The sequence below is a fragment of the Polynucleobacter sp. MWH-Spelu-300-X4 genome (assembly GCF_018687515.1).
GTDB lineage: Bacteria > Pseudomonadota > Gammaproteobacteria > Burkholderiales > Burkholderiaceae > Polynucleobacter.
The window spans coordinates 700,163-719,533 of record NZ_CP061294.1 but is presented as its reverse complement, the minus strand read 5'-3'; the positions used below and the strand labels follow the sequence as shown (position 1 = coordinate 719,533).

Sequence of the window (19,371 nt, the reverse complement as noted above, 5' to 3'; positions counted from 1 at the left end):
TCTTTGTTAGGAGACCTCCGGAATGCCTTTGCCCCCTATCCCAACTCAAGCAGCAGACAAAGTAAACATTAGTCGCCAACCAAAACCTAGTTTAAAAAAACGACCTAAAAGAGTTGAAGTTGAGGAAACGGAAGAAGTTCTTGAAGTAGCAGAAACCTTAGAAACAGATTTAAATAGCCCAGGAGGTGCACTCTCCTTGGCAGAAATTACTCTTGAGAAAATGCGCACCCCAGCTAAAGGGAAAAAGACTGCCCTTGCTCAGGCCATTCAAACACCAAAAACATCCGCTAGAGTCAGAAAAATCCCTGATGACGGCATCATTCGTTTATTTGTTTTAGATACCAACGTTCTCATGCATGATCCATCAGCACTCTTCCGCTTCGAAGAGCATGATGTCTATCTGCCAATGATGACGCTTGAAGAACTAGACAACCATAAAAAAGGTATGAGTGAAGTTGCACGTAATGCTCGTACAGTTAGTCGCTCACTAGATCAATTAGTAGCTGATACCAGTGGCGTTTTAGAAGAAGGTATCCCCCTAAATAAATTAGGTAACAAAGATGCCACAGGCAACCTTTACTTCCAAGTAGAACTCAACAATATCACCCTGCCCGATGGCTTACCAACAGGCAAAGCCGACAATATGATTTTAGGTGTGGTTAGAGAACTTCAACAAAGCCGCAAAGATCGCCAAGTTGTATTGGTATCAAAAGATATCAATATGCGCATCAAAGCACGCGCTTTAGGTTTACCTGCTGAAGACTACTTCAACGACCAAGTTCTAGAAGATCGTGATTTGATGTACGCCGGCATCTTACAGCTACCTCATGATTTTTGGCCTAAGCATGGCAAAGATATGGAAAGCTGGAGTGATGCTAAATCTGGGACGATGTTCTATCGCGTGACAGGCCCTAGCGTCTCACAAATGATGGTGAATCAATTCGTCTATCAAGAAAATTCTGATGGCGGCACCCCCTTCTACGCGCAAGTTCGCGAAGTACAAGGCAGAACCGCGTTATTGCAAACACTAAAAGACTACTCTCATCAAAAAAATAATGTCTGGAGTATCACCGCTCGCAACCGCGAGCAAAACTTTGCCATGAATTTGTTGATGAATCCAGATATCGACTTTGTTACCCTACTAGGACAAGCTGGTACAGGTAAAACACTTTTAGCCCTAGCTGCCGCATTAGAACAAGTTTTAGATAGCAAACGCTATAACGAAATCATCATCACACGAGCAACAGTGCCTGTTGGAGAAGATATTGGTTTCTTACCAGGAACAGAAGAAGAAAAAATGCAACCTTGGATGGGTGCGTTTGACGACAACCTAGAAGTGCTTCATCGCAGTGAAGATGGCGCCGGAGAATGGGGTCGCGCTGCAACTCAAGAACTAATCCGCTCACGCATCAAAGTAAAAAGCATGAATTTTATGCGCGGTCGCACATTTGTAAGCAAGTTCGTCATCATCGATGAGGCTCAAAACTTAACGCCAAAACAAATGAAAACACTGGTTACTCGAGCAGGCCCAGGAACCAAAATTATTTGTTTAGGCAACATTGCTCAAATCGACACACCTTACTTAACAGAAGGCTCTTCAGGCCTAACGTATGTGGTGGATAGATTCAAAGGTTGGCGCCATAGTGGTCACGTCACATTAGCACGTGGAGAACGCTCACGCCTTGCAGATCATGCAGCGGATGCTTTGTAACAACTTTGACAATAGGGTTGAATCTAATCAACCCTATTTTTTAAATGTCTTTAAAAAAATAAGGGGGCAGATTGGGCTGCTGTTCGTCTGTGGACTACTGTCCGCCTGTGCTGCTCTCCCAAGATTCTCTTCATTACCTGACTTTGAAAAAGATGTCAGTGCCGGTTTAGAGGATTACTCCATCGCTGCTATTGGTTTAGTTGGCGTACCCTATCGTTATGGTGGCAATACCCCCAAGGGAGGCTTTGACTGTAGCGGCCTCATTGGTTATGTCTATAAAAAAACTGGTGACATTCTCTTGCCAAGAACAACACAAGAAATCGGGAGAATCGGCACTTCTTTAGGAAACCAAACACCAGCTCCTGGAGATTTAGTTTTTTTTAATACGCAAGGAGACCCCCACTCTCATGTAGGTATTTATGTTGGGAAGGGTCGCTTTGTACATGCCCCATCACAAGGTGGCACGGTGAGACTCGAGAAAATTACTTCCTCATACTGGGCCAGCCGGTATACGGAGTCCCGCAGAATTGTTGCCAGTAGATAACAAAAAAGCCTGAAATAATTCAGGCTTTTTTATTGGTTACTAAAGTGCCATTTATTAAAGGATTTTTGTTCCAATCCACCAAGCACCTGCAGCCATCAAGCCTGAAGCTGGGATAGTTAAAACCCAAGCCCAAACAATGCTACCGGCCAAGCCCCAACGCACAGACGACATGCGACGAGCAGATCCCACACCAACAATAGCACCTGTAATTGTGTGAGTCGTGGATACTGGAATACCTAAAGCTCCTGCCAAAAACAAGGTCATCGCACCCCCTGTTTCAGCACAAAATCCACCAAATGGTTTTAGCTTGGTAATTTTTTGCCCCATGGTTTTTACAATTCTCCAACCACCAAAAAGAGTGCCCAATCCAATAGCTACATAACAAGAAACAATTACCCACATAGGAGGAGAAGCATCACCAGCAGTTACATAGCCACCGGTCAGTAATAACAACCAAATAATACCGATGGTTTTTTGCGCATCATTACCACCATGGCCCAAGCTATACATGGAAGCCGATATTAATTGAAAACGGCGAAACCAACGATCAACGTGCGCAGGAGACATGCGGAAGCATAACCAAGAAAATAACAACGTAAGCAATGCACCTAAGATAAAACCCAAAAACGGTGAAACAAAAATAAATACCACCGTCTTAATAACGCCTGAGGACACCAAAGCGCTTGGACCAGCCTTAGCCATACCAGCGCCCACTAGACCACCAATTAATGCATGTGAAGAACTTGAAGGGATACCGCCCCACCAAGTGACGATATTCCAAACTACAGCACCAACCAAAGCACCAAAAATAACAAAATGATCAACAACTGTAGGATCAATGGTGCCCTTACCTACCGTAGCAGCAACCTTTAACTGGAAAATCATGATGGCCACAAAATTGAAGAATGCTGCCATAGCCACAGCATGTTGTGGCTTTAAAACACCAGTTGAAACTACCGTAGCAATTGAATTCGCTGCGTCATGAAAGCCATTCATAAAATCGAATAGCAAGGCAAGGCCTACTAATAGGCCCACCACCCAAATACTCATCTCTACTGGTGTCATTACGCGTTTTCCAGAACGATACCTTCAAGGATGTTTGCCACATCCTCACACTTATCAGTAATTGTTTCTAGCAATTCATAAACTGCTTTTAACTTCATCAACAGTTTGAAGTCATTCTCATCACGGAACAATTGAGAAATTGCAGCGCGCATCACGCGGTCCGCATCAGATTCCAACATATCAATTTCTGTGGCAATACGAAGAATATCTTTTGCATTCTTCATATCGTGCAATTTACCAACAGCCGCACTAACACGCTCACAACAAGCGACACAAATACGCGCTAACTCTACCGCCTCCGCTGTTACTTGGGTTACATCGTAAAGATTAATAACTTCAGCAACATCTTCCATCAAATCAAGGATGTCATCCATCGTTGTGATGAGCTTATGAATTTCATCACGATCCAAGGGCGTAATAAAAGTCTTATGCAATAAATCAATCGTTTCGTGAGTAATCTTATCTGCTTTTTTCTCAGAAGACTGAATCGCTCGTGAATGCTCTGCCCCATTCGGCAAATCACTCATCAACTGATACAAATCTTGAGATCCTTGAACGCAAAGTGCTGCGTGTTGATTAAACAATTCGAAGAAATTTTCTTCTTTTGGCATGAAGCGACCGAGCATAAACTTCCCTTAATGACATGACATAAAAGTGTCATCATTTTAGTCTATTTAACTATTTTTATTGGGGGAAATTACTTAAAAAGGCTCGTATCCGCCAGAAGACTGGCCTGCCCCTAGGGCTAAGTTATCAAATTTCGTGAATTGACCTTGCCAACTCAATTTAACGGTACCAATAGGGCCATTACGCTGCTTTGCGCAGATAATTTCGGCAATACCTTTATCGGTAGTGGTATCAGGGTGATATACCTCATCACGGTAAATAAACAAAATAACGTCGGCATCCTGTTCAATAGCACCTGATTCACGTAAATCCGACATCACTGGACGCTTATTCGGCCTTTGCTCAAGACCACGATTTAATTGAGATAAAGCTATGACTGGACACTGCAACTCTTTAGCAAGTGACTTTAAAGACCTTGAAATCTCAGAAATTTCAGTGGCACGGTTTTCACCATTGCCGCCACTATTACCACTCATCAACTGCAAGTAGTCAACGACAATCAACCCTAACGTGCCACACTTGCGCGCAATACGTCTAGCGCGCGCTCTTAGTTCAAGACTGCTTAAGGCACCAGTTTCATCAATCAGAATGGTGGTTTCATTTAAACGAGAAATGGCTTCTGTAATTTTCGGCCATTCATCGTCTTGTAACTTGCCAGTTCTCATGCGTGACTGATCAATACGGCCCACAGAGCCTAAGATACGAGAAGCCAACTGAGAAGCCCCCATCTCCATGGAAAAAACTAAAACAGGCAGGCCCTCTTTCAACGCGACATTTTCGGCGATATTGACAGAAAATGCAGTGTTGTGTGTCACTACATAGTTATCCGTCACGTATGTCTTAGTTGGATGGCTAACGGAAATACACTGGGCTTGAGCAACTCTTGATGACTCAATACTCTTAAAAGTTAAACGTCTTTGCCTACTCCAACTACTCCTTAATCTAGCCTTCTTCTCAGGCAAGGTAAAAACTTCTAACCCTGCTTCAAAAGCCATGTTCAAAACATAAGCTAATTGCCCCTGTTTACGTTCGCCATTTGACACATAGAATGTTGATTTCGTTGCAATCGAACAAAATGCTCCTAAAGATCTAGCTAAAGTTGCAACATCGTTAGCCAACCGCTGGCTAACTGTACAAAAACGGATAGAACCCCACTTTTCAATCCAGCCATCCGTATCTAAAAGACCTCTCAATAGAGCTAACCTAGATTCTTTATTGGCCTCTAAATATTCGGTCGGAATGTACTTGTCATGACTTCGAGTACCCAACAACCCTAAATCATTTAATGCCCCTCTAAAAGCATTGGGCACCACTGTTCGACGGCCATTGACTGTGATTCGCTCCTTTGACACAACCCTCCAGTCATAGGCTTTTGCGTGAACCAATTCCATCTCATAGCCCATTAAGGCATTCATCAGCTCAACCATCTCGGGCGACTTCGTGGAGAACATCACACTACTATGAGATAGCGCTAACGTACCATCCCCCAATAAGGCGCCCAACACCCATGGATGAATAGGCAGTTCACGATCATGCCCAAAATCACCAGAAATATTATCTACCCACAATCTATTTTTATAACGAGCGCAAGACAACATCTCGATAAGGCGTTCCGTATTAATAACCCGAGGTTCAGACCAATCACGGTACATGACTCTCCACAAATGCTCAGCGCAACACTCTGTCTGACGACCATCCGAGAGTGTCACCTTAAATATTTGCTTAAACCCCTGAGGATAAATGCCGGTCACAAAGGACTGCTCACCATCAAATGACGCCAATCTATCGCCAACCTGTAAATCCCCCATGAATTTCCAACCATCATAGGTTTTAATTTGAGCGTCAAGCGGCTGCGCCTTACCCATAGAAGGTCTTCCCGCAACGATGATCAAATCACCTTTTTGCAGGCCGCTAGTCTGTCTATCTAAATCAACAAAGCCTGTTGAAACACCTGTCACATCACTAGAACCTTGACGGTGATACAACTCATCAATACGACTCACCACATCGGTGAGCAATGGTGCAATTTCAAAATAATCCGTTTTACCGCGACTACCCTCTTCACCAATCGCAAGAATACGAGACTCAGCCTCATCCAAAATCGTTTGAACTGAACGGCCTTCAGGCGTAAAAGCAGTGCCTGCAATCGTGTCGGAAGTTTGTATCAATCGACGCAATACACTACGGTCACGCACAATCTCAGCATAACCACGAATATTCGATGCGCTTGGAGTAGATTGCGCCAAAGCATTAAGGTAATCAATACCTATCGCCTCGCCACCACCTTGCGTCTTCATTGCCTCAGACACTGTAATAACGTCCGCAGGCATACCCTCACCAACCAACTTACCAATAACTCGGTAAATCAAACCATGATCAGGGCGATAAAAATCTTTTTCAGTAATAACATCGCCGACTTTATCCCAAGCGTTGTTATCCAAAAGCAAACCGCCGAGCACCGATTGCTCGGCCTCGACGGAATGCGGGGGTACTTTTAAAGCTTGGACAGCGGAATCAGTCATAGCGATGATTCAATATGTCAGCTATGAATTAAACCTGCTCACCAATAACTTGAACAGTAATATCAACTACAACGTCTGTATGAAGAGCCACTGACAATGTATGGTCACCAACAATCTTCAATGGACCTGTTGGCATACGCACAGAAGCTTTCTCAACAGCAAAACCTTTAGCCTTCAATGCATCAGCAACATCATGGTTCGTTACTGAACCAAACAAACGGCCATCAACACCAGCTTTTTGTTTGATTTCAACAGTTAAACCATTCAACTTAGCACCAACTGCCTGTGCAGCTGCTAGCTTTTCAGCCGCCAACTTCTCCAACTCAGCACGCTTAGCTTCAAACTCAGCAATCGCTGTAGCAGTAGCACGACGAGCCATACGTTGTGGAATCAAAAAGTTACGAGCAAAACCGTCTTTAACGCGAACTACATCGCCTAAGTTACCTAGGTTAGCTACTTTTTCTAAAAGAATAATTTGCATAATGACCCCTGATTATTTCTTATGTTGGTCAGTGAAAGGCATCAACGCTAAAAAACGTGCGCGTTTGATGGCTGTTTCCAATTGGCGTTGGTACAAAGCTTTAGTACCAGTTAAGCGAGCAGGAGTGATCTTGCCGTTTTCGCCGATGAAGTCACGTAATGTGTCTACATCTTTGTAATCGATTTGGTCTACGTTAGCTGCTGTGAAGCGGCAAAAACGTTTACGTTTGAACAATGGGTTTTGTGCTGGACGCTTGTTCTTGCGGTCATCACCTTTTTTTACAAATGCCATGATGTTTCCTTTTTACAATTCAATATGCGTAATATGAAAGACGAGTCGCTGACTGCGCAGGCTCTTATGAGTTAGAAATCCACTAAACCTAGCCACCTTCCCTAAATGCATTTGATTCAATTTTTCATAAACTGAACCGATTGCAATCGCTGAGATACTCATTTTGACTTGCCTTGCATTGCCTGCTTCTTGAACTTCGCCACTATGCTCTAGTTGGCATTCAATCACAGGTAAACCTGCAGGGGTATATCGAAGAGCTTCCTTAGCAACTAGGGCGGCTGTTAGGATGAATTGATTCAACCCAAACCCGCTCAGTGCCTATTAGGCAGCAGGCGCCTCCGTTGCAGCTTGAGCTTTACGAGCTTCTTCGCGTTCAACTTGCTTCATCATGATTGAAGGCTCTGTTTCAGCTTTCTTAACCTTGATAACCAAATGACGCAAAACAGCGTCGTTAAACTTGAAGCCATGCTCAAGTTCATCAAGCGTAGCTTGGCCACACTCAATATTCATGCAAACGTAATGGGCTTTAGCAAGCTTGTCGATCATGTAAGCCATTTGACGACGGCCCCAATCTTCAACGCGGTGAACTTTGCCACCTTGAGTTGTAATAGTACTCTTGTACTTTTCAACCATGGCAGGTACTTGCTCGCTTTGGTCCGGATGGACGATAAAAACGATTTCGTAATGACGCATTAATTACTCCTTATGGATAAAAGCCACCTGGGCGTCTCAATGAACCATCGCAGTTGCCTGCTAAAAGCCAATTGACCAGTGTGACAAGGTAAAAAAACTACAGCCCTAGATTGTAGCAAAAATACTCTGCCAATCGTCAGTTTTCCTTGAATTAGCCTCCAAAATAGCTAATTGGAGGGCGATCCTAGCCTTAGGTGGGGATAAATCCCTCGCGGATAACCAATTTCTTGCACTATCCGGCTCAGAAATCTCTGAAAAAACCGCCCCAGCCCCCGTTCTTGAGGACCTAACTACAGGAATGCCTAATTCCGCAGCTTTAATTAAGGCATCCGCTAATCGCCCATGAATGCTGCCCTGCCCCGTTCCGGCTACCACGATGCCGTCAACATGTTCGCTAACCAACCAATCCACCAATTTACCGGAAGCTCCGCCGTGACTTGTCACGACTTCCACCCAAGGCCACTGAGCCTGCCCCGGCAAACTCAAATCAGCCTGACGCTTATGGATAGGCCCATCGATTTCATGAGCATTTACAACCAAGGCATCCAAAGCGTGTGTATGCTGCTTAGATAACTCTCTAGCCAGACAAAGCTTTCCAGCCATCACCGCCAAAATACCAAACTGTTCCGTTTGCTTGGCTTCTTTAGCCAAATATAGGGCAGCTCTCAAATTAGAAGGCCCATCGGCATGATCAGCATTAGCTGGCAACATGGCTCCAGTCAAAATAACAGCCTTCTTGTAATGACTGGCCAACTTACCCAAAGTAGCGTGCAAGAAAATACCAGTTTCCTCCATTGTGTCAGTGCCATGGGTGACCACAATGCCAACAATATCAGGGCGCTCAAGACCATCTTTAACAGCCCAACCCAACTGAATTAAAAGCTCTTCAGTCATATGGCGGCTATCCACGTTCGCTACCTGAACAGCCTCAATCTCACCAAAATCCTCATCCAACTCTAAATCTTGCACAAGCCCAGACACAGGTATGGCACCAGCCTGATAGGCCATAGGTTTTGCCCGGTCCATTGCCACCCCAGCAATAGTTCCGCCCATACCCAAAAGCAATATATGTCCTGAATTCATCAGCGCATTATCAATGGGTATTGCTTCTTGGAAAATTACTGTATAGAATCACAGCATGGATACAAATACAGCGAAACCCAAGCTAACAGCTAGGCAAGAAGAAATTCTTGGCCTGATATCTGATGCCATATCTCGAAGTGGCCTACCCCCCACTCGAGCTGAAATTGCTACACGCTTAGGATTTGCCTCAGCGAATGCCGCAGAAGAACATTTACGTGCTCTAGCTCGTAAAGGTTATGTTGAGTTAACACCAGGCACCTCACGCGGTATTAAGTTAGCAAAACAATTAACTCTGCCTTTGCAATCTTTACAGCAATTAACATTACCTCTCATTGGTCGAGTCGCCGCAGGCTCACCTATTCTTGCTGTTGAGCATATTGAAAAACAAGTGCCTTGCGATCCATCTTTATTTGATAAAGGCGCAGACTATTTATTAAAAGTTCGCGGCATGAGTATGAAAGATGCCGGAATCTTAGAAGGCGACTATTTAGCCGTTAAGAAAACATCAGATGTACGCAATGGTGAAATCGTTGTGGCTCGCCTAGAAGATGAAGTAACTGTGAAGCGTTGGTCACAAACCAAAGGACCTCACGGTATCAAAATTGAATTAATTGCCGAGAACCCAGATTTTAAAAATATCATCGTTGATCCACGTCGCGATGAGATAACCATTGAAGGTTTGGCTGTAGGTCTGATTCGCCCAGGCGGTCTATAACTTATCTTTTCTATCTATTAATAAATACATTAATAGATAGAACTCTGGCCTTCTGGCCGATTTTTAAAGCGCTTATGTATCCAGTAATACTCTGGAATTCTTGGGCGAATAACCGCTTCAAAATATTCATTCATGCGTGCGGTATCAGCTACTGGATCATCTGTCGGGAAGTTAGGCCAAGGTTCTCCAATATGACAATCGTAACCAGATCCATCATGACGCAACGTTGTAAAAATTGGACATACTTCTGCCCCCGCAAGCTTAGCCATTTTAGAAACAGCTAATACCGTATTGGTTGGTACGCCAAAAAATGGCACGAACTCTGAATCTTTTCTACCTAAATCCATATCAGGCGATAAGCAAACAAAAGTTCCTCGACGAATCTCTCTCAACAACTCCCTGCCGTGCTTCTCTCTCAAAAACATCCTTGCACCGAAACGCTCACGCCACTTTTTAATGCGTGGCTCAAAATAAGTATTCTTCATAAACACATACAAGGTAATTCCTGGATTAGTGTGCAGGCGCTTCAAATAGAGAGAAGTTGCAATCAAACCAGCTTCAATACCAACCATATGCATACCCACATATAAACGTGGCCGACCATCAGTTACATCCACACTTGAAGTAACCGTCACAAAATCAGTAATTGATTTTTCTGAACCCAACCATAATCGTCCACGCTCAGCAAAACTTCTACCTAATAAACGCCAATGCTTTTGCGCAAGCTGCTCTCGTTCTTCATAAGATAAATTTGGAAAACAAGCTCTTAAATTAGCATTAATAACTTTAACGCGAGACTTTGAAAAAGTTGGCGCAATCGAAGCTAAACCATAGCCCACTACTACCGCCCATCTGTAGGGGATAAAAGCTAGAAGCCACAAAAATCCGTGAGCCAGAATATTCAATAAAGTTTTCACAAAAAAGATTTTCTCACGAACATAGCTTCCCCTATCTGAATAGCCCCACAACCATCTAGATATTAATTTTGTTGATTTGCCAAATGCTTATAAAAAATATAAATTATTAATCCAAACCCAAGGAGAATGAATGATCAACACACTTAAATTAAAAGAGTCATTAGAGGCCAACGGCTTTAGCAGCACTCAAGCTAGCGTACTAAGTCACGCTATCAATGATACTTCCGTAGAACAATCAAGCTTGGCCACAAAAGAAGAATTACATGAGGTGCGCAATGAATTAAAAGGAGACATTAAAGAAGTTCGTGAACAAGTTAAAGACGTTCGGGATCAAGTTAAGGATATGCGTAACGAGCTTAGTGATTTTAAGAAACATATTGAAAAAAGAATCGATAACTTTCAAGACTCCATTCTTGATAAGCTAACTAATCGCACCTTAATCAGCCAAATTACAATAGCTGCGATCTTAGTGAGTCTTATGATTTATTTTCATCAAAATCCATAATGCTTCATAAATTACCCTCTTGTTCCTTGAATCAATGAATCAATTGAACAAAAAGAAAAAGCCCCTTAATTAACTAAGGGGCTTTTATGTTTTGGGGTGGCTGATGGGGCTCGAACCCACGACAACAGGAATCACAATCCTGGACTCTACCAACTGAGCTACAGCCACCGTAGAGAAAAAAGATTATACCTCGTCTGCCTCATCTTGTTCAATATACATCCGCAACTCTTTATTGGCATCCTCAAAAAAAGCCCGGACGTCTTGCTCCGTCTTTACTGCACCCAATAGACGATAGTCCGAAAGCTTTCTGCGCCAATGCTTAGAACCACCCTTGCCGTGAGCTAAACCCAAAATATGGCGGGTAATAGCCGCCATATGAAAGTGATCTCCAGTAGCTTGGCAATGCTTTAACCAACGCACACACTGACCGATTAACTCTTCAGTAATACGATTCCACTGCTCCACCCCAAAAAAACTACCGAAAGCTTGACCATCCGTTGCCAACATCTCATCCCAATCAAGCATGATGCCGGGGGTGTGATAGGCAGCACGGCCAATCATGAAGCCATCAAAATCATGCCAATGCCTAGCGATATCGCCATTTGTTTCTAAGCCCCCATTTAGCAAAACCTTTAAATGCGGGAAATGTTTTTGCGCATCGATTCTCAATTGTTTTGCGATGTCATACTGAAGTGGTGGAACAGTTCTATTTTCCTTAGGCGATAAACCTTTAAGGATCGCATTTCTAGCATGAATGGTTACTTGGCTGGCACCAGCATCTGCCACTTTGCAAATAAAGTCCAAAGTGAATTGGTAATCTTTTGGATTTGAGCGGACATCCATCTCATTAAGCCCCATACGATGCTTAACAGTTACAGGTATATCAACTGCATCCACCATCGCTTTAACGCAATCAGCAACTAACCGCGGTTCAGCCATCAAACAAGCGCCAAATGAACCTCTCTGAACTCGTTCAGAAGGACATCCACAGTTCAAATCAATTTCGTCGTAGCCCCATTTTTTAGCTAATTTGGCTGAAGTTGCTAAATCGTCCGGCTCACTACCGCCTAACTGTAAAACTACTGGATGTTGAATCTCATCAAAATCCAAATGACGCGGAACATCCCCATGTATCAATGCTCCAGTTGTCACCATCTCACTATAAAGAACTGTTTTTTTAGTTAAGCTTCTATGGAAAGTACGGCACTGACGATCCGTCCAATCCATCATAGGCGCAACAGCTAAACGTTTTTTATTTTCTGACATAAATAGATTTTATAGATGAAGCGCTTGCTGGCTAAAAAAATGATGCTTCTTCTGAGTAATAGGATCGGTGAAACTCAACTCTTTAGCTAACAACTGAAGGGGGTGGGTAAAGTCTTTATTAATCACGACATGAGGCTTCAAAACAGGATAAATTTGGTCATTTTTAATAGGCAAACCCAAAGCACTCATATGTACTCTCAACTGATGTTTCTTACCCGTCCCTAATTGCAATCGGTATTTTGCCCACTCACCTTTTACCGCTAACAACTCAACCAAACTATCTGAATTAGGCTCTCCAACCACCTCACGCATTTGCATAAATACATCAGACTCTTCAATCCTACTACGGTGATGAATCGGGAATTGTTGTCTCAGATCGCCTCGATAGACTGCAATAGCCTCATAAACTTTAGTAACTGCTTTATCTCGAAATAAAGATTGGTATGCATTTCTATCTTCAGATCTCTTAGAAAAAGCCACCAAGCCAGCAGTCTCTCTATCAATACGATGAATCGGGCTCAAAGACTCCAACCCTGTGGCCTTCTTTAAGCGCACCAATAGGGTTTGCTCTAAATAATGTCCGCCAGGGGTTACAGGTAAAAAATGGGGCTTATCAGCTATTAACAAATGTGCATCTTCATAAAGAATTTTTTCCTGAAAAGGAATAAGCTCTTCCGAAACAACTCTTTTAAAGTAATAAATAACTGTACCACCCTCATAGCCTACAGAGGCATCTAGCGGCACACCATCGACATTAGAAATCAAGCCATCTTCAAATCGAGAAAGCCATTCTTTTTCAGGAATAGCAGGAAATTGGTGAATTAAAAAATCCAATAACAATGCGAACCTCTGTTCCTGCTGAGGCAAAAAAACTTTACTAGGAGAAATACCTGATGAAGTTTGCATGAGTGGATTCTAGTTACAACAAAGCCGCAATAAATGCGGCTTTGCTTTGGCTTAATGAGTGAAATTAAGCAGCTGTCTCACGGCTAGCTTTTTTACGCTCATGCTCTTTCAAATAACGCTTACGAATACGAATGCTCTTCGGAGTCACTTCAACCAACTCATCTTCAGCAATAAATTCAACTGCGTACTCTAAAGACATTTGAATCGCTGGCACTAGACGAACCGCTTCATCCGTACCAGAAGCACGCACGTTAGTTAACTGCTTACCTTTAATCGGATTCACAATTAAATCATTATCACGGCTATGAATACCAATCACCATACCTTCGTATAGCGCATCGCCGGGAACAACGAACATACGTCCACGGTCTTGCAACTTCCACAAAGCATACGCAACAGCCTCGCCATCATCTTGTGAAATCAATACACCGTTATGACGCTCACCAACCATACCCTCTTTCATTGGACCATAAGCATCAAACGTATGACTCATCAAACCAGTACCGCGAGTCATCGTCAAGAAATCCCCCTGGAAACCAATCAAGCCACGCGCAGGGATTCTGTACTCAAGACGTGTACGGCCTTTACCGTCGGAAACCATATCTTGCAATTCGCCCTTACGCTTACCCAACTCTTCCATCACTGAACCCTGAGTTGTATCTTCAACGTCCACAGTTAAGTTCTCAAATGGCTCCATCTTCACGCCATTTTCTTCATGGAAAACCACGCGAGGACGTGACACCGCTAACTCATAACCTTCACGACGCATGTTTTCAATCAAAATCGTTAAGTGCAACTCACCACGACCAGATACCTCAAAAACCGTATCATCATCTGTATCACTCACACGCAAAGCCATATTTGACTTTAATTCGCGATGCAAGCGATCACGAATCTGACGACTTGTAATGAACTTACCTTCACGACCAGCCAATGGGCTTGTATTCACCATAAAGTTCATCGTCAAAGTTGGCTCATCCACTTTCAACATAGGCAATGGCTCTACTTTATCTGGCGAACATACTGTTGTACCAATCGCCAAATCCTCAATACCATTAATCAATACGATATCGCCAGAGGCTGCCTGATCAACCTGAACACGCTCCAATCCTTGGAACTTCAAGACTTGATTAATACGGCCATTAAACGGCGTACCTTCAGGACCATTTTGGCAAATAACAGATTGGCCAGCTTTCACAGTACCGCGGCTAATACGACCCACACCAATCTTACCTACATAGCTGTTGTAATCAATTGATGAAATTTGGAATTGCAAAGGACCATCGGGATCTTCATCACGGATAGGCACATACTTCAATACCGTCTCAAACAATGGCGCCATCGTACCTTCGCGAACATCAGGTGTCAGACCTGCATAACCACTTAAACCAGAGGCATAAACAACTGGGAAATCCAACTGCTCTTCTGTTGCGCCTAACTTGTCAAAAAGTTCAAATGTTGCATTTACAACATAATCAATACGAGCACCCGGGCGGTCTACTTTATTAACCACCACAATTGGCTTCAATCCAAGAGCTAAAGCTTTTTTAGTCACAAAACGCGTTTGAGGCATTGGGCCTTCTACTGCATCCACTAGCAATAAAACACCATCCACCATCGACAAAACGCGCTCAACTTCACCACCAAAGTCCGCGTGTCCTGGGGTGTCAACGATGTTGATATGAGTACCTTCATATTCCACAGCACAGTTCTTAGACAAGATCGTGATGCCACGTTCTTTTTCAATATCATTTGAGTCCATTACACGCTCAGCAACCTGTTGGTTATCACGGAACGTGCCTGATTGACGCAATAATTGATCAACCAAAGTAGTTTTACCGTGGTCAACGTGGGCAATGATGGCGATATTTCTTAAAGCGCGGATATTACTCATGGTTCTGCTTTCACTTATATTAATTTGTTAAATTCGTTACTACTACAGCTTGGGCAATCAAACGGCGCGGATGTAAAACACCCTTACGCCAATCTGCAGTCCCCATAAAATTACATGACTCCACAGAGCCACGATAAATTCTCATCAACTCTTCTTCACTACCTAGCTTACTCACCGGTACACGTTGCCCCAACCGCAAACGATCTGCCTCTTCATTAGAAAGCTCCAATGAATTAAGCTCCTGAACTAAAGCATCTACCGGCAACAAATAGAGCCCTTTTTCACTTGCATCGTTAGCCGTCCCTTTAACCTTGTCCAAGGTAACACCTTTAACCAAGGTTAAATGTCCTACTTGCTGGCGCCTCAACCCAATTAGATGCGCACCAACACCCAAATATTCCCCAATGTCCTCTGCCAAAGTTCTGACATAAGTACCTTTACTACAAGAAACTTCTAGCACTGCCACTGGCCAATCAACAGATACCCATTTCAACGAGTAAATCGTGACCTGACGAGCAGTTCGCTCTAAAGTTTCACCAGCACGAGCATATTCATACAATGGTTTCCCATCACGCTTTAATGCTGAATACATTGGTGGAATTTGCTCAATCTCACCCGTAAACTTCTTTAACACCTCACCCAGTTTATTTTGCAAAGTAACTATGTCAGTTACATTAAAACTTGGCTGACGTGTTTCAATAACATCACCTTCAGCATCACCTGTTGTTGTTTTTTCACCAAACTTGATCGTTGCCAAATAAGTTTTGTCAGCATCCAACAAGTCTTGCGAATATTTTGTCGCCTCACCTAAGCAAACCGGCAATAATCCAGTTGCCATTGGATCTAAAGTTCCAGTATGCCCCGCCTTGTCAGCTCCAAAACATCGCTTAACAATTGTTACCGCTGTTTGGGAACTAATACCTTCTGGCTTATCCAAAAGTACTACCCCATGTATACCTTGGGGCATCACTTAAGCCTTATCACTATCTTTTAATGCTTGGTCAATCAAACGAGACATCTCAACACCACGCGCCACAGATTCATCATGATGAAAATGCAAAGTAGGCACCGTGTGAATATGCAAACGCTTAAATAACAACGAGTGTAAATAACCTGCTTTTTCACGCAAAACTGCTAACGCATACTCAGGATCAGCACCCAATACCGTAAAAAAAACTTTAGCATGCGCCATATCAGTCGTTAGCTCAACAGCCTGCAAAGTAATCAACCCAGCTTTAGGGTCTCTCACCTCACGCGGTATGAGCTCGGCCAAATCCCTTTGGATTTGGTCAGCCACACGCTGGTTACGGTGATTTTTTACAGGCATAGACTCTTCTCTAATTAAAGCGTTCTTGCCACTTCAGTCACTTCAAAGATCTCTAGCTGATCACCAACTTCGATATCGTTGTAATTTTTGAGAGATAAACCGCACTCAAAACCACCCTTAACTTCTTTTACGTCATCTTTATAACGTTTCAATGAGTCAAGTTCGCCTGTCCACACCACCACGTTATTACGTAGTAAACGTGCGCGTGAAGTGCGTTTAACAATACCTTCAAGCACCATACAACCTGCGATTGAACCAACCTTAGAAACCTGAATAACTTGACGAATCTCAACTAAGCCAGTGACTTCTTCTTTCTTCTCTGGCGTCAACATGCCACTCATCGCTGCTTTAACTTCATCGACAGCGTCATAAATAATGTTGTAGTAACGAATATCGACACCATTGGCTTCAGCCAATTTGCGCGCTAAAGCATCTGCACGAGAGTTAAAGCCAATCACAACCGCCTTCGAAGCAACAGCCAAGTTAATGTCTGTTTCGCTAATACCACCTACGGCAGCATGAACAATTTGCACTTTCACTTCAGGTGTTGATAGCTTTTGCAATGATTGAGACAGCGCTTCTTGAGAACCCTGAACGTCTGCTTTAATAATGATCGGCAAGTATCTAGCTTCAACACTGCCCTCGCCCATGTTTTCAAACATAGTCTCAAGTTTCACAGCTTGCTGTTTAGCTAACTTCACATCACGGAACTTACCTTGACGGAACAAGGCAATCTCACGAGCCTTACGCTCATCAGCCACAGCAATAACTTCTTCACCAGCAGCAGGAACTTCTGACAACCCTTGAATTTCAACTGGAATAGATGGTCCAGCCTCATTACATGACTTACCATTTTCATCTAACATTGCGCGGACACGACCAAAAGACGATCCCGCCAAAATCATGTCGCCACGTTTCAACGTTCCTGACTGAACAAGAATGGTTGCCACAGGACCCTTACCTTTATCCAAGCGAGCTTCAATCACCAAACCTTTAGCTGCCGCATCTTTTGGAGCTTTTAACTCAAGCACTTCAGCCTGCAACAATACGTTCTCTAGTAAATCATCAATACCCGTGCCAGCTTTAGCGGAAACAGGAATGAATGGTGAATCACCACCATACTCCTCAGGCACTACACCCTCAGCAACCAACTCTTGTTTCACTCGCTCAGGATTAGCCTCAGGCTTATCAATCTTGTTAATCGCCACAACCAAAGGTACACCTGCAGCCTTAGCATGAGCAATCGCCTCTTTTGTTTGCGGCATCACGCCATCGTCAGCAGCAACTACCAAAATAACAATATCTGTTGCTTGAGCACCACGAGCACGCATAGCGGTAAACGCTTCGTGACCCGGAGTATCCAAGAAAGTAATCATGCCGCGCGGTGTTTCAACGTGATAAGCACCGATATGCTGAGTAATACCGCCCGCCTCACCAGAGGCTACTTTTGCACGACGAATAGAGTCTAGCAACGACGTTTTACCGTGGTCAACGTGACCCATCACTGTTACTACTGGTGGTCTTGTCAACAACTCCGCATCATGAGCGTCTGTTGTTAGATCAGAGTCAGGATCGTCCAATTTAGCAGCGAATGCCTTGTGGCCCATCTCTTCAACAATGATCATTGCTGTATCTTGATCGAGCACTTGATTAATGGTGACCATCTGGCCCATGCCCATCAATAACTTGATAACCTCAGCCGCCTTCACAGACATCTTGTGAGCTAATTCTGAAACAGTAATTGTTTCAGGAACATGCACATCACGAACTACTGGTTCGGTTGGCGCAACAAAGTTTGTTGGCACTTCACTAACTTGCTGTTGTTGGTTTTTCTTGCGACCACCACCAGCGCGCCAATTACCTGTACCACCCGTTGTATCACCACGAGTTTTTAGGCCGCCTGGACGTTTCTTGCCATCCTCTTGCCACGTTGAAGAAGACTCAGAAGATTTGATAGTTTTAGCACCAGGCTTAGCAACTACTGCTTTATCTTTCTTCTTATCATCAGCACCCTCAGCCTTAACAGGCTTATGTAAAGTGCCTTTCTTTTCCTCTTCTGCTGGCTTAGGCGCTTTTAGAACACGAGCTGGCGCATTCATCATTTCACGAATCGCTAAAGCTTCAGCTTCCGCTTTAGCACGGCGAGCTCGAATGACTTCTAATTCATCATCGCGAACTTTGGCTGCTGCAGCTACAGCCACTTTTTCTTTTTCAGCAATATCTGCTTTAGCTTGAGCTTCTTCCACAGTATCTACAACTGGAGACTCGATCACTTTCTCAGCTTTAACTTTTGCCGCCGCTTTTTCAGCCTTCTCAGCTTCTTCACGAGCGCGACGCTCCATCTCAGCTTTCATATCAGCTTCTTGACGAGCTAACAATTCCGCTTGACGTTTAGCCTCTGCTTCACGTTTTGCCAACTCAGCATCATCCAGCACTGGCTTAGCCGGCGCAGTAGACTCAACGACAGGTTCTTGAACTACTGGGGCTGTAGCTTCTTCTGCTGACTCATCACGCTTAACAAGCACACGCTTTTTACGTACCTCAACTTGAACTGTACGAGTTTTACCAGCAGAGTCCGCTTGGCGGATCTCAGTCGTCTCGCGCTTAGTTAAGGTAATTTTCTTGCGCGCACCCACTTCTGCAGTGCCATGCGCAGCCTGCAAATGCTCTAGCAACTTTGTTTTATCTTTCTCAGTCAGCTTATCTTCCGCTGACTCTTTTTTAATGCCGGCAGCCTGAAGCTGTCCCAACAATTCTGCTGTGGAACGCTTCAGTTCTTTTGCCAAATCTTCTACGGTCGTGGTCGCCATGCGAACCCCTTATG

The 19,371-nt window shown here is 43.8% G+C and carries 19 protein-coding genes and 1 tRNA gene; 4 read left to right on the top strand and 16 right to left on the bottom strand.

Annotated elements, in window-relative coordinates; genetic code table 11:
- Positions 1-22 precede the first annotated feature (22 nt).
- A complete protein-coding gene (locus tag ICV01_RS03750) occupies positions 23-1,711 on the top strand; it encodes a PhoH family protein (RefSeq protein WP_215288753.1) in 1,689 nt (562 codons plus the stop codon).
- A complete protein-coding gene (locus ICV01_RS03745) occupies positions 1,701-2,255 on the top strand; it encodes a C40 family peptidase (protein ID WP_215288751.1) in 555 nt (184 codons plus the stop codon). The genes ICV01_RS03750 and ICV01_RS03745 overlap by 11 nt, the downstream gene beginning before the upstream one ends.
- A 54-nt stretch (positions 2,256-2,309) precedes the next feature.
- On the opposite strand, the gene ICV01_RS03740 is transcribed toward ICV01_RS03745, so the two are convergent.
- The 8 genes from ICV01_RS03740 to ICV01_RS03705 all read right to left on the bottom strand — a co-directional run bounded on the left by ICV01_RS03740 (position 2,310) and on the right by ICV01_RS03705 (position 9,017).
- Positions 2,310-3,320, bottom strand: a complete 1,011-nt coding sequence (locus ICV01_RS03740; RefSeq protein ID WP_215288749.1) for an inorganic phosphate transporter — start codon at positions 3,318-3,320, stop codon at positions 2,310-2,312.
- Complete coding sequence (locus ICV01_RS03735; protein ID WP_215288748.1) at positions 3,320-3,946, bottom strand: DUF47 domain-containing protein; 627 nt, start codon at positions 3,944-3,946, stop codon at positions 3,320-3,322. Before ICV01_RS03735 ends, ICV01_RS03740 begins: the two co-directional genes overlap by 1 nt.
- 75 nt (positions 3,947-4,021) lie before the next feature.
- Positions 4,022-6,469, bottom strand: a complete 2,448-nt coding sequence (dnaB, locus tag ICV01_RS03730) for a replicative DNA helicase (protein WP_215288746.1) — start codon at positions 6,467-6,469, stop codon at positions 4,022-4,024.
- Positions 6,470-6,497: 28 nt separating this feature from the next.
- Positions 6,498-6,950, bottom strand: coding sequence for a 50S ribosomal protein L9 (gene rplI / locus ICV01_RS03725; protein ID WP_215288744.1), 453 nt, complete (start codon positions 6,948-6,950; stop codon positions 6,498-6,500).
- A 12-nt stretch (positions 6,951-6,962) separates the two neighbouring features.
- A complete protein-coding gene (rpsR, locus tag ICV01_RS03720; RefSeq protein ID WP_088812045.1) occupies positions 6,963-7,241 on the bottom strand; it encodes a 30S ribosomal protein S18 in 279 nt (92 codons plus the stop codon).
- 12 nt (positions 7,242-7,253) lie between these two features.
- Positions 7,254-7,541, bottom strand: coding sequence for a primosomal replication protein N (gene priB / locus ICV01_RS03715; protein WP_215288742.1), 288 nt, complete (start codon positions 7,539-7,541; stop codon positions 7,254-7,256).
- Between the two features lie 21 nt (positions 7,542-7,562).
- Positions 7,563-7,934, bottom strand: coding sequence for a 30S ribosomal protein S6 (rpsF, locus tag ICV01_RS03710; protein WP_215288740.1), 372 nt, complete (start codon positions 7,932-7,934; stop codon positions 7,563-7,565).
- Positions 7,935-8,039: 105 nt separating this feature from the next.
- Complete coding sequence (locus ICV01_RS03705) at positions 8,040-9,017, bottom strand: asparaginase (protein ID WP_215288738.1); 978 nt, start codon at positions 9,015-9,017, stop codon at positions 8,040-8,042.
- 55 nt (positions 9,018-9,072) lie between these two features.
- Here ICV01_RS03705 and lexA point away from each other — a divergent pair, with 55 nt between their 5' ends.
- Positions 9,073-9,732, top strand: coding sequence for a transcriptional repressor LexA (gene lexA, locus ICV01_RS03700; protein WP_215288736.1), 660 nt, complete (start codon positions 9,073-9,075; stop codon positions 9,730-9,732).
- Positions 9,733-9,761: 29 nt separating this feature from the next.
- On the opposite strand, the gene ICV01_RS03695 is transcribed toward lexA, so the two are convergent.
- Entirely contained in the window at positions 9,762-10,649 is an 888-nt protein-coding gene (locus tag ICV01_RS03695) for a lipid A biosynthesis acyltransferase (protein WP_215288734.1), read from the bottom strand.
- A gap of 130 nt (positions 10,650-10,779) precedes the next feature.
- Here ICV01_RS03695 and ICV01_RS03690 point away from each other — a divergent pair, with 130 nt between their 5' ends.
- The gene (locus tag ICV01_RS03690; RefSeq protein WP_215288732.1) at positions 10,780-11,154 is read left to right on the top strand and encodes a hypothetical protein; all 375 of its coding nucleotides are present in this window, start codon (positions 10,780-10,782) and stop codon (positions 11,152-11,154) included.
- Positions 11,155-11,246: 92 nt separating this feature from the next.
- Here the strand turns inward: ICV01_RS03690 and ICV01_RS03685 are convergent.
- The 7 genes from ICV01_RS03685 to infB all read right to left on the bottom strand — a co-directional run bounded on the left by ICV01_RS03685 (position 11,247) and on the right by infB (position 19,357).
- A tRNA-His gene (locus ICV01_RS03685) sits at positions 11,247-11,322 on the bottom strand.
- 15 nt (positions 11,323-11,337) lie between these two features.
- Positions 11,338-12,420 carry a tRNA dihydrouridine(20/20a) synthase DusA gene (gene dusA / locus ICV01_RS03680; protein WP_215288730.1) on the bottom strand — a complete coding sequence of 361 codons (1,083 nt, stop codon included), beginning with the start codon at positions 12,418-12,420 and terminating at the stop codon, positions 11,338-11,340.
- A 9-nt stretch (positions 12,421-12,429) separates the two neighbouring features.
- Complete coding sequence (locus ICV01_RS03675) at positions 12,430-13,326, bottom strand: pseudouridine synthase (protein ID WP_215288728.1); 897 nt, start codon at positions 13,324-13,326, stop codon at positions 12,430-12,432.
- Positions 13,327-13,390: 64 nt separating this feature from the next.
- Positions 13,391-15,211, bottom strand: a complete 1,821-nt coding sequence (gene typA / locus ICV01_RS03670; protein WP_215289121.1) for a translational GTPase TypA — start codon at positions 15,209-15,211, stop codon at positions 13,391-13,393.
- A gap of 28 nt (positions 15,212-15,239) precedes the next feature.
- Positions 15,240-16,187 carry a tRNA pseudouridine(55) synthase TruB gene (truB, locus tag ICV01_RS03665; protein WP_215288726.1) on the bottom strand — a complete coding sequence of 316 codons (948 nt, stop codon included), beginning with the start codon at positions 16,185-16,187 and terminating at the stop codon, positions 15,240-15,242.
- Between the two features lie 3 nt (positions 16,188-16,190).
- Complete coding sequence (gene rbfA, locus ICV01_RS03660) at positions 16,191-16,547, bottom strand: 30S ribosome-binding factor RbfA (RefSeq protein WP_215288724.1); 357 nt, start codon at positions 16,545-16,547, stop codon at positions 16,191-16,193.
- Positions 16,548-16,561: 14 nt separating this feature from the next.
- On the bottom strand, positions 16,562-19,357 hold the full coding sequence (infB, locus tag ICV01_RS03655) for a translation initiation factor IF-2 (RefSeq protein WP_215288722.1): 2,796 nt from the start codon (positions 19,355-19,357) through the stop codon (positions 16,562-16,564).
- Between the last annotated feature and the right edge of the window lie 14 nt (positions 19,358-19,371).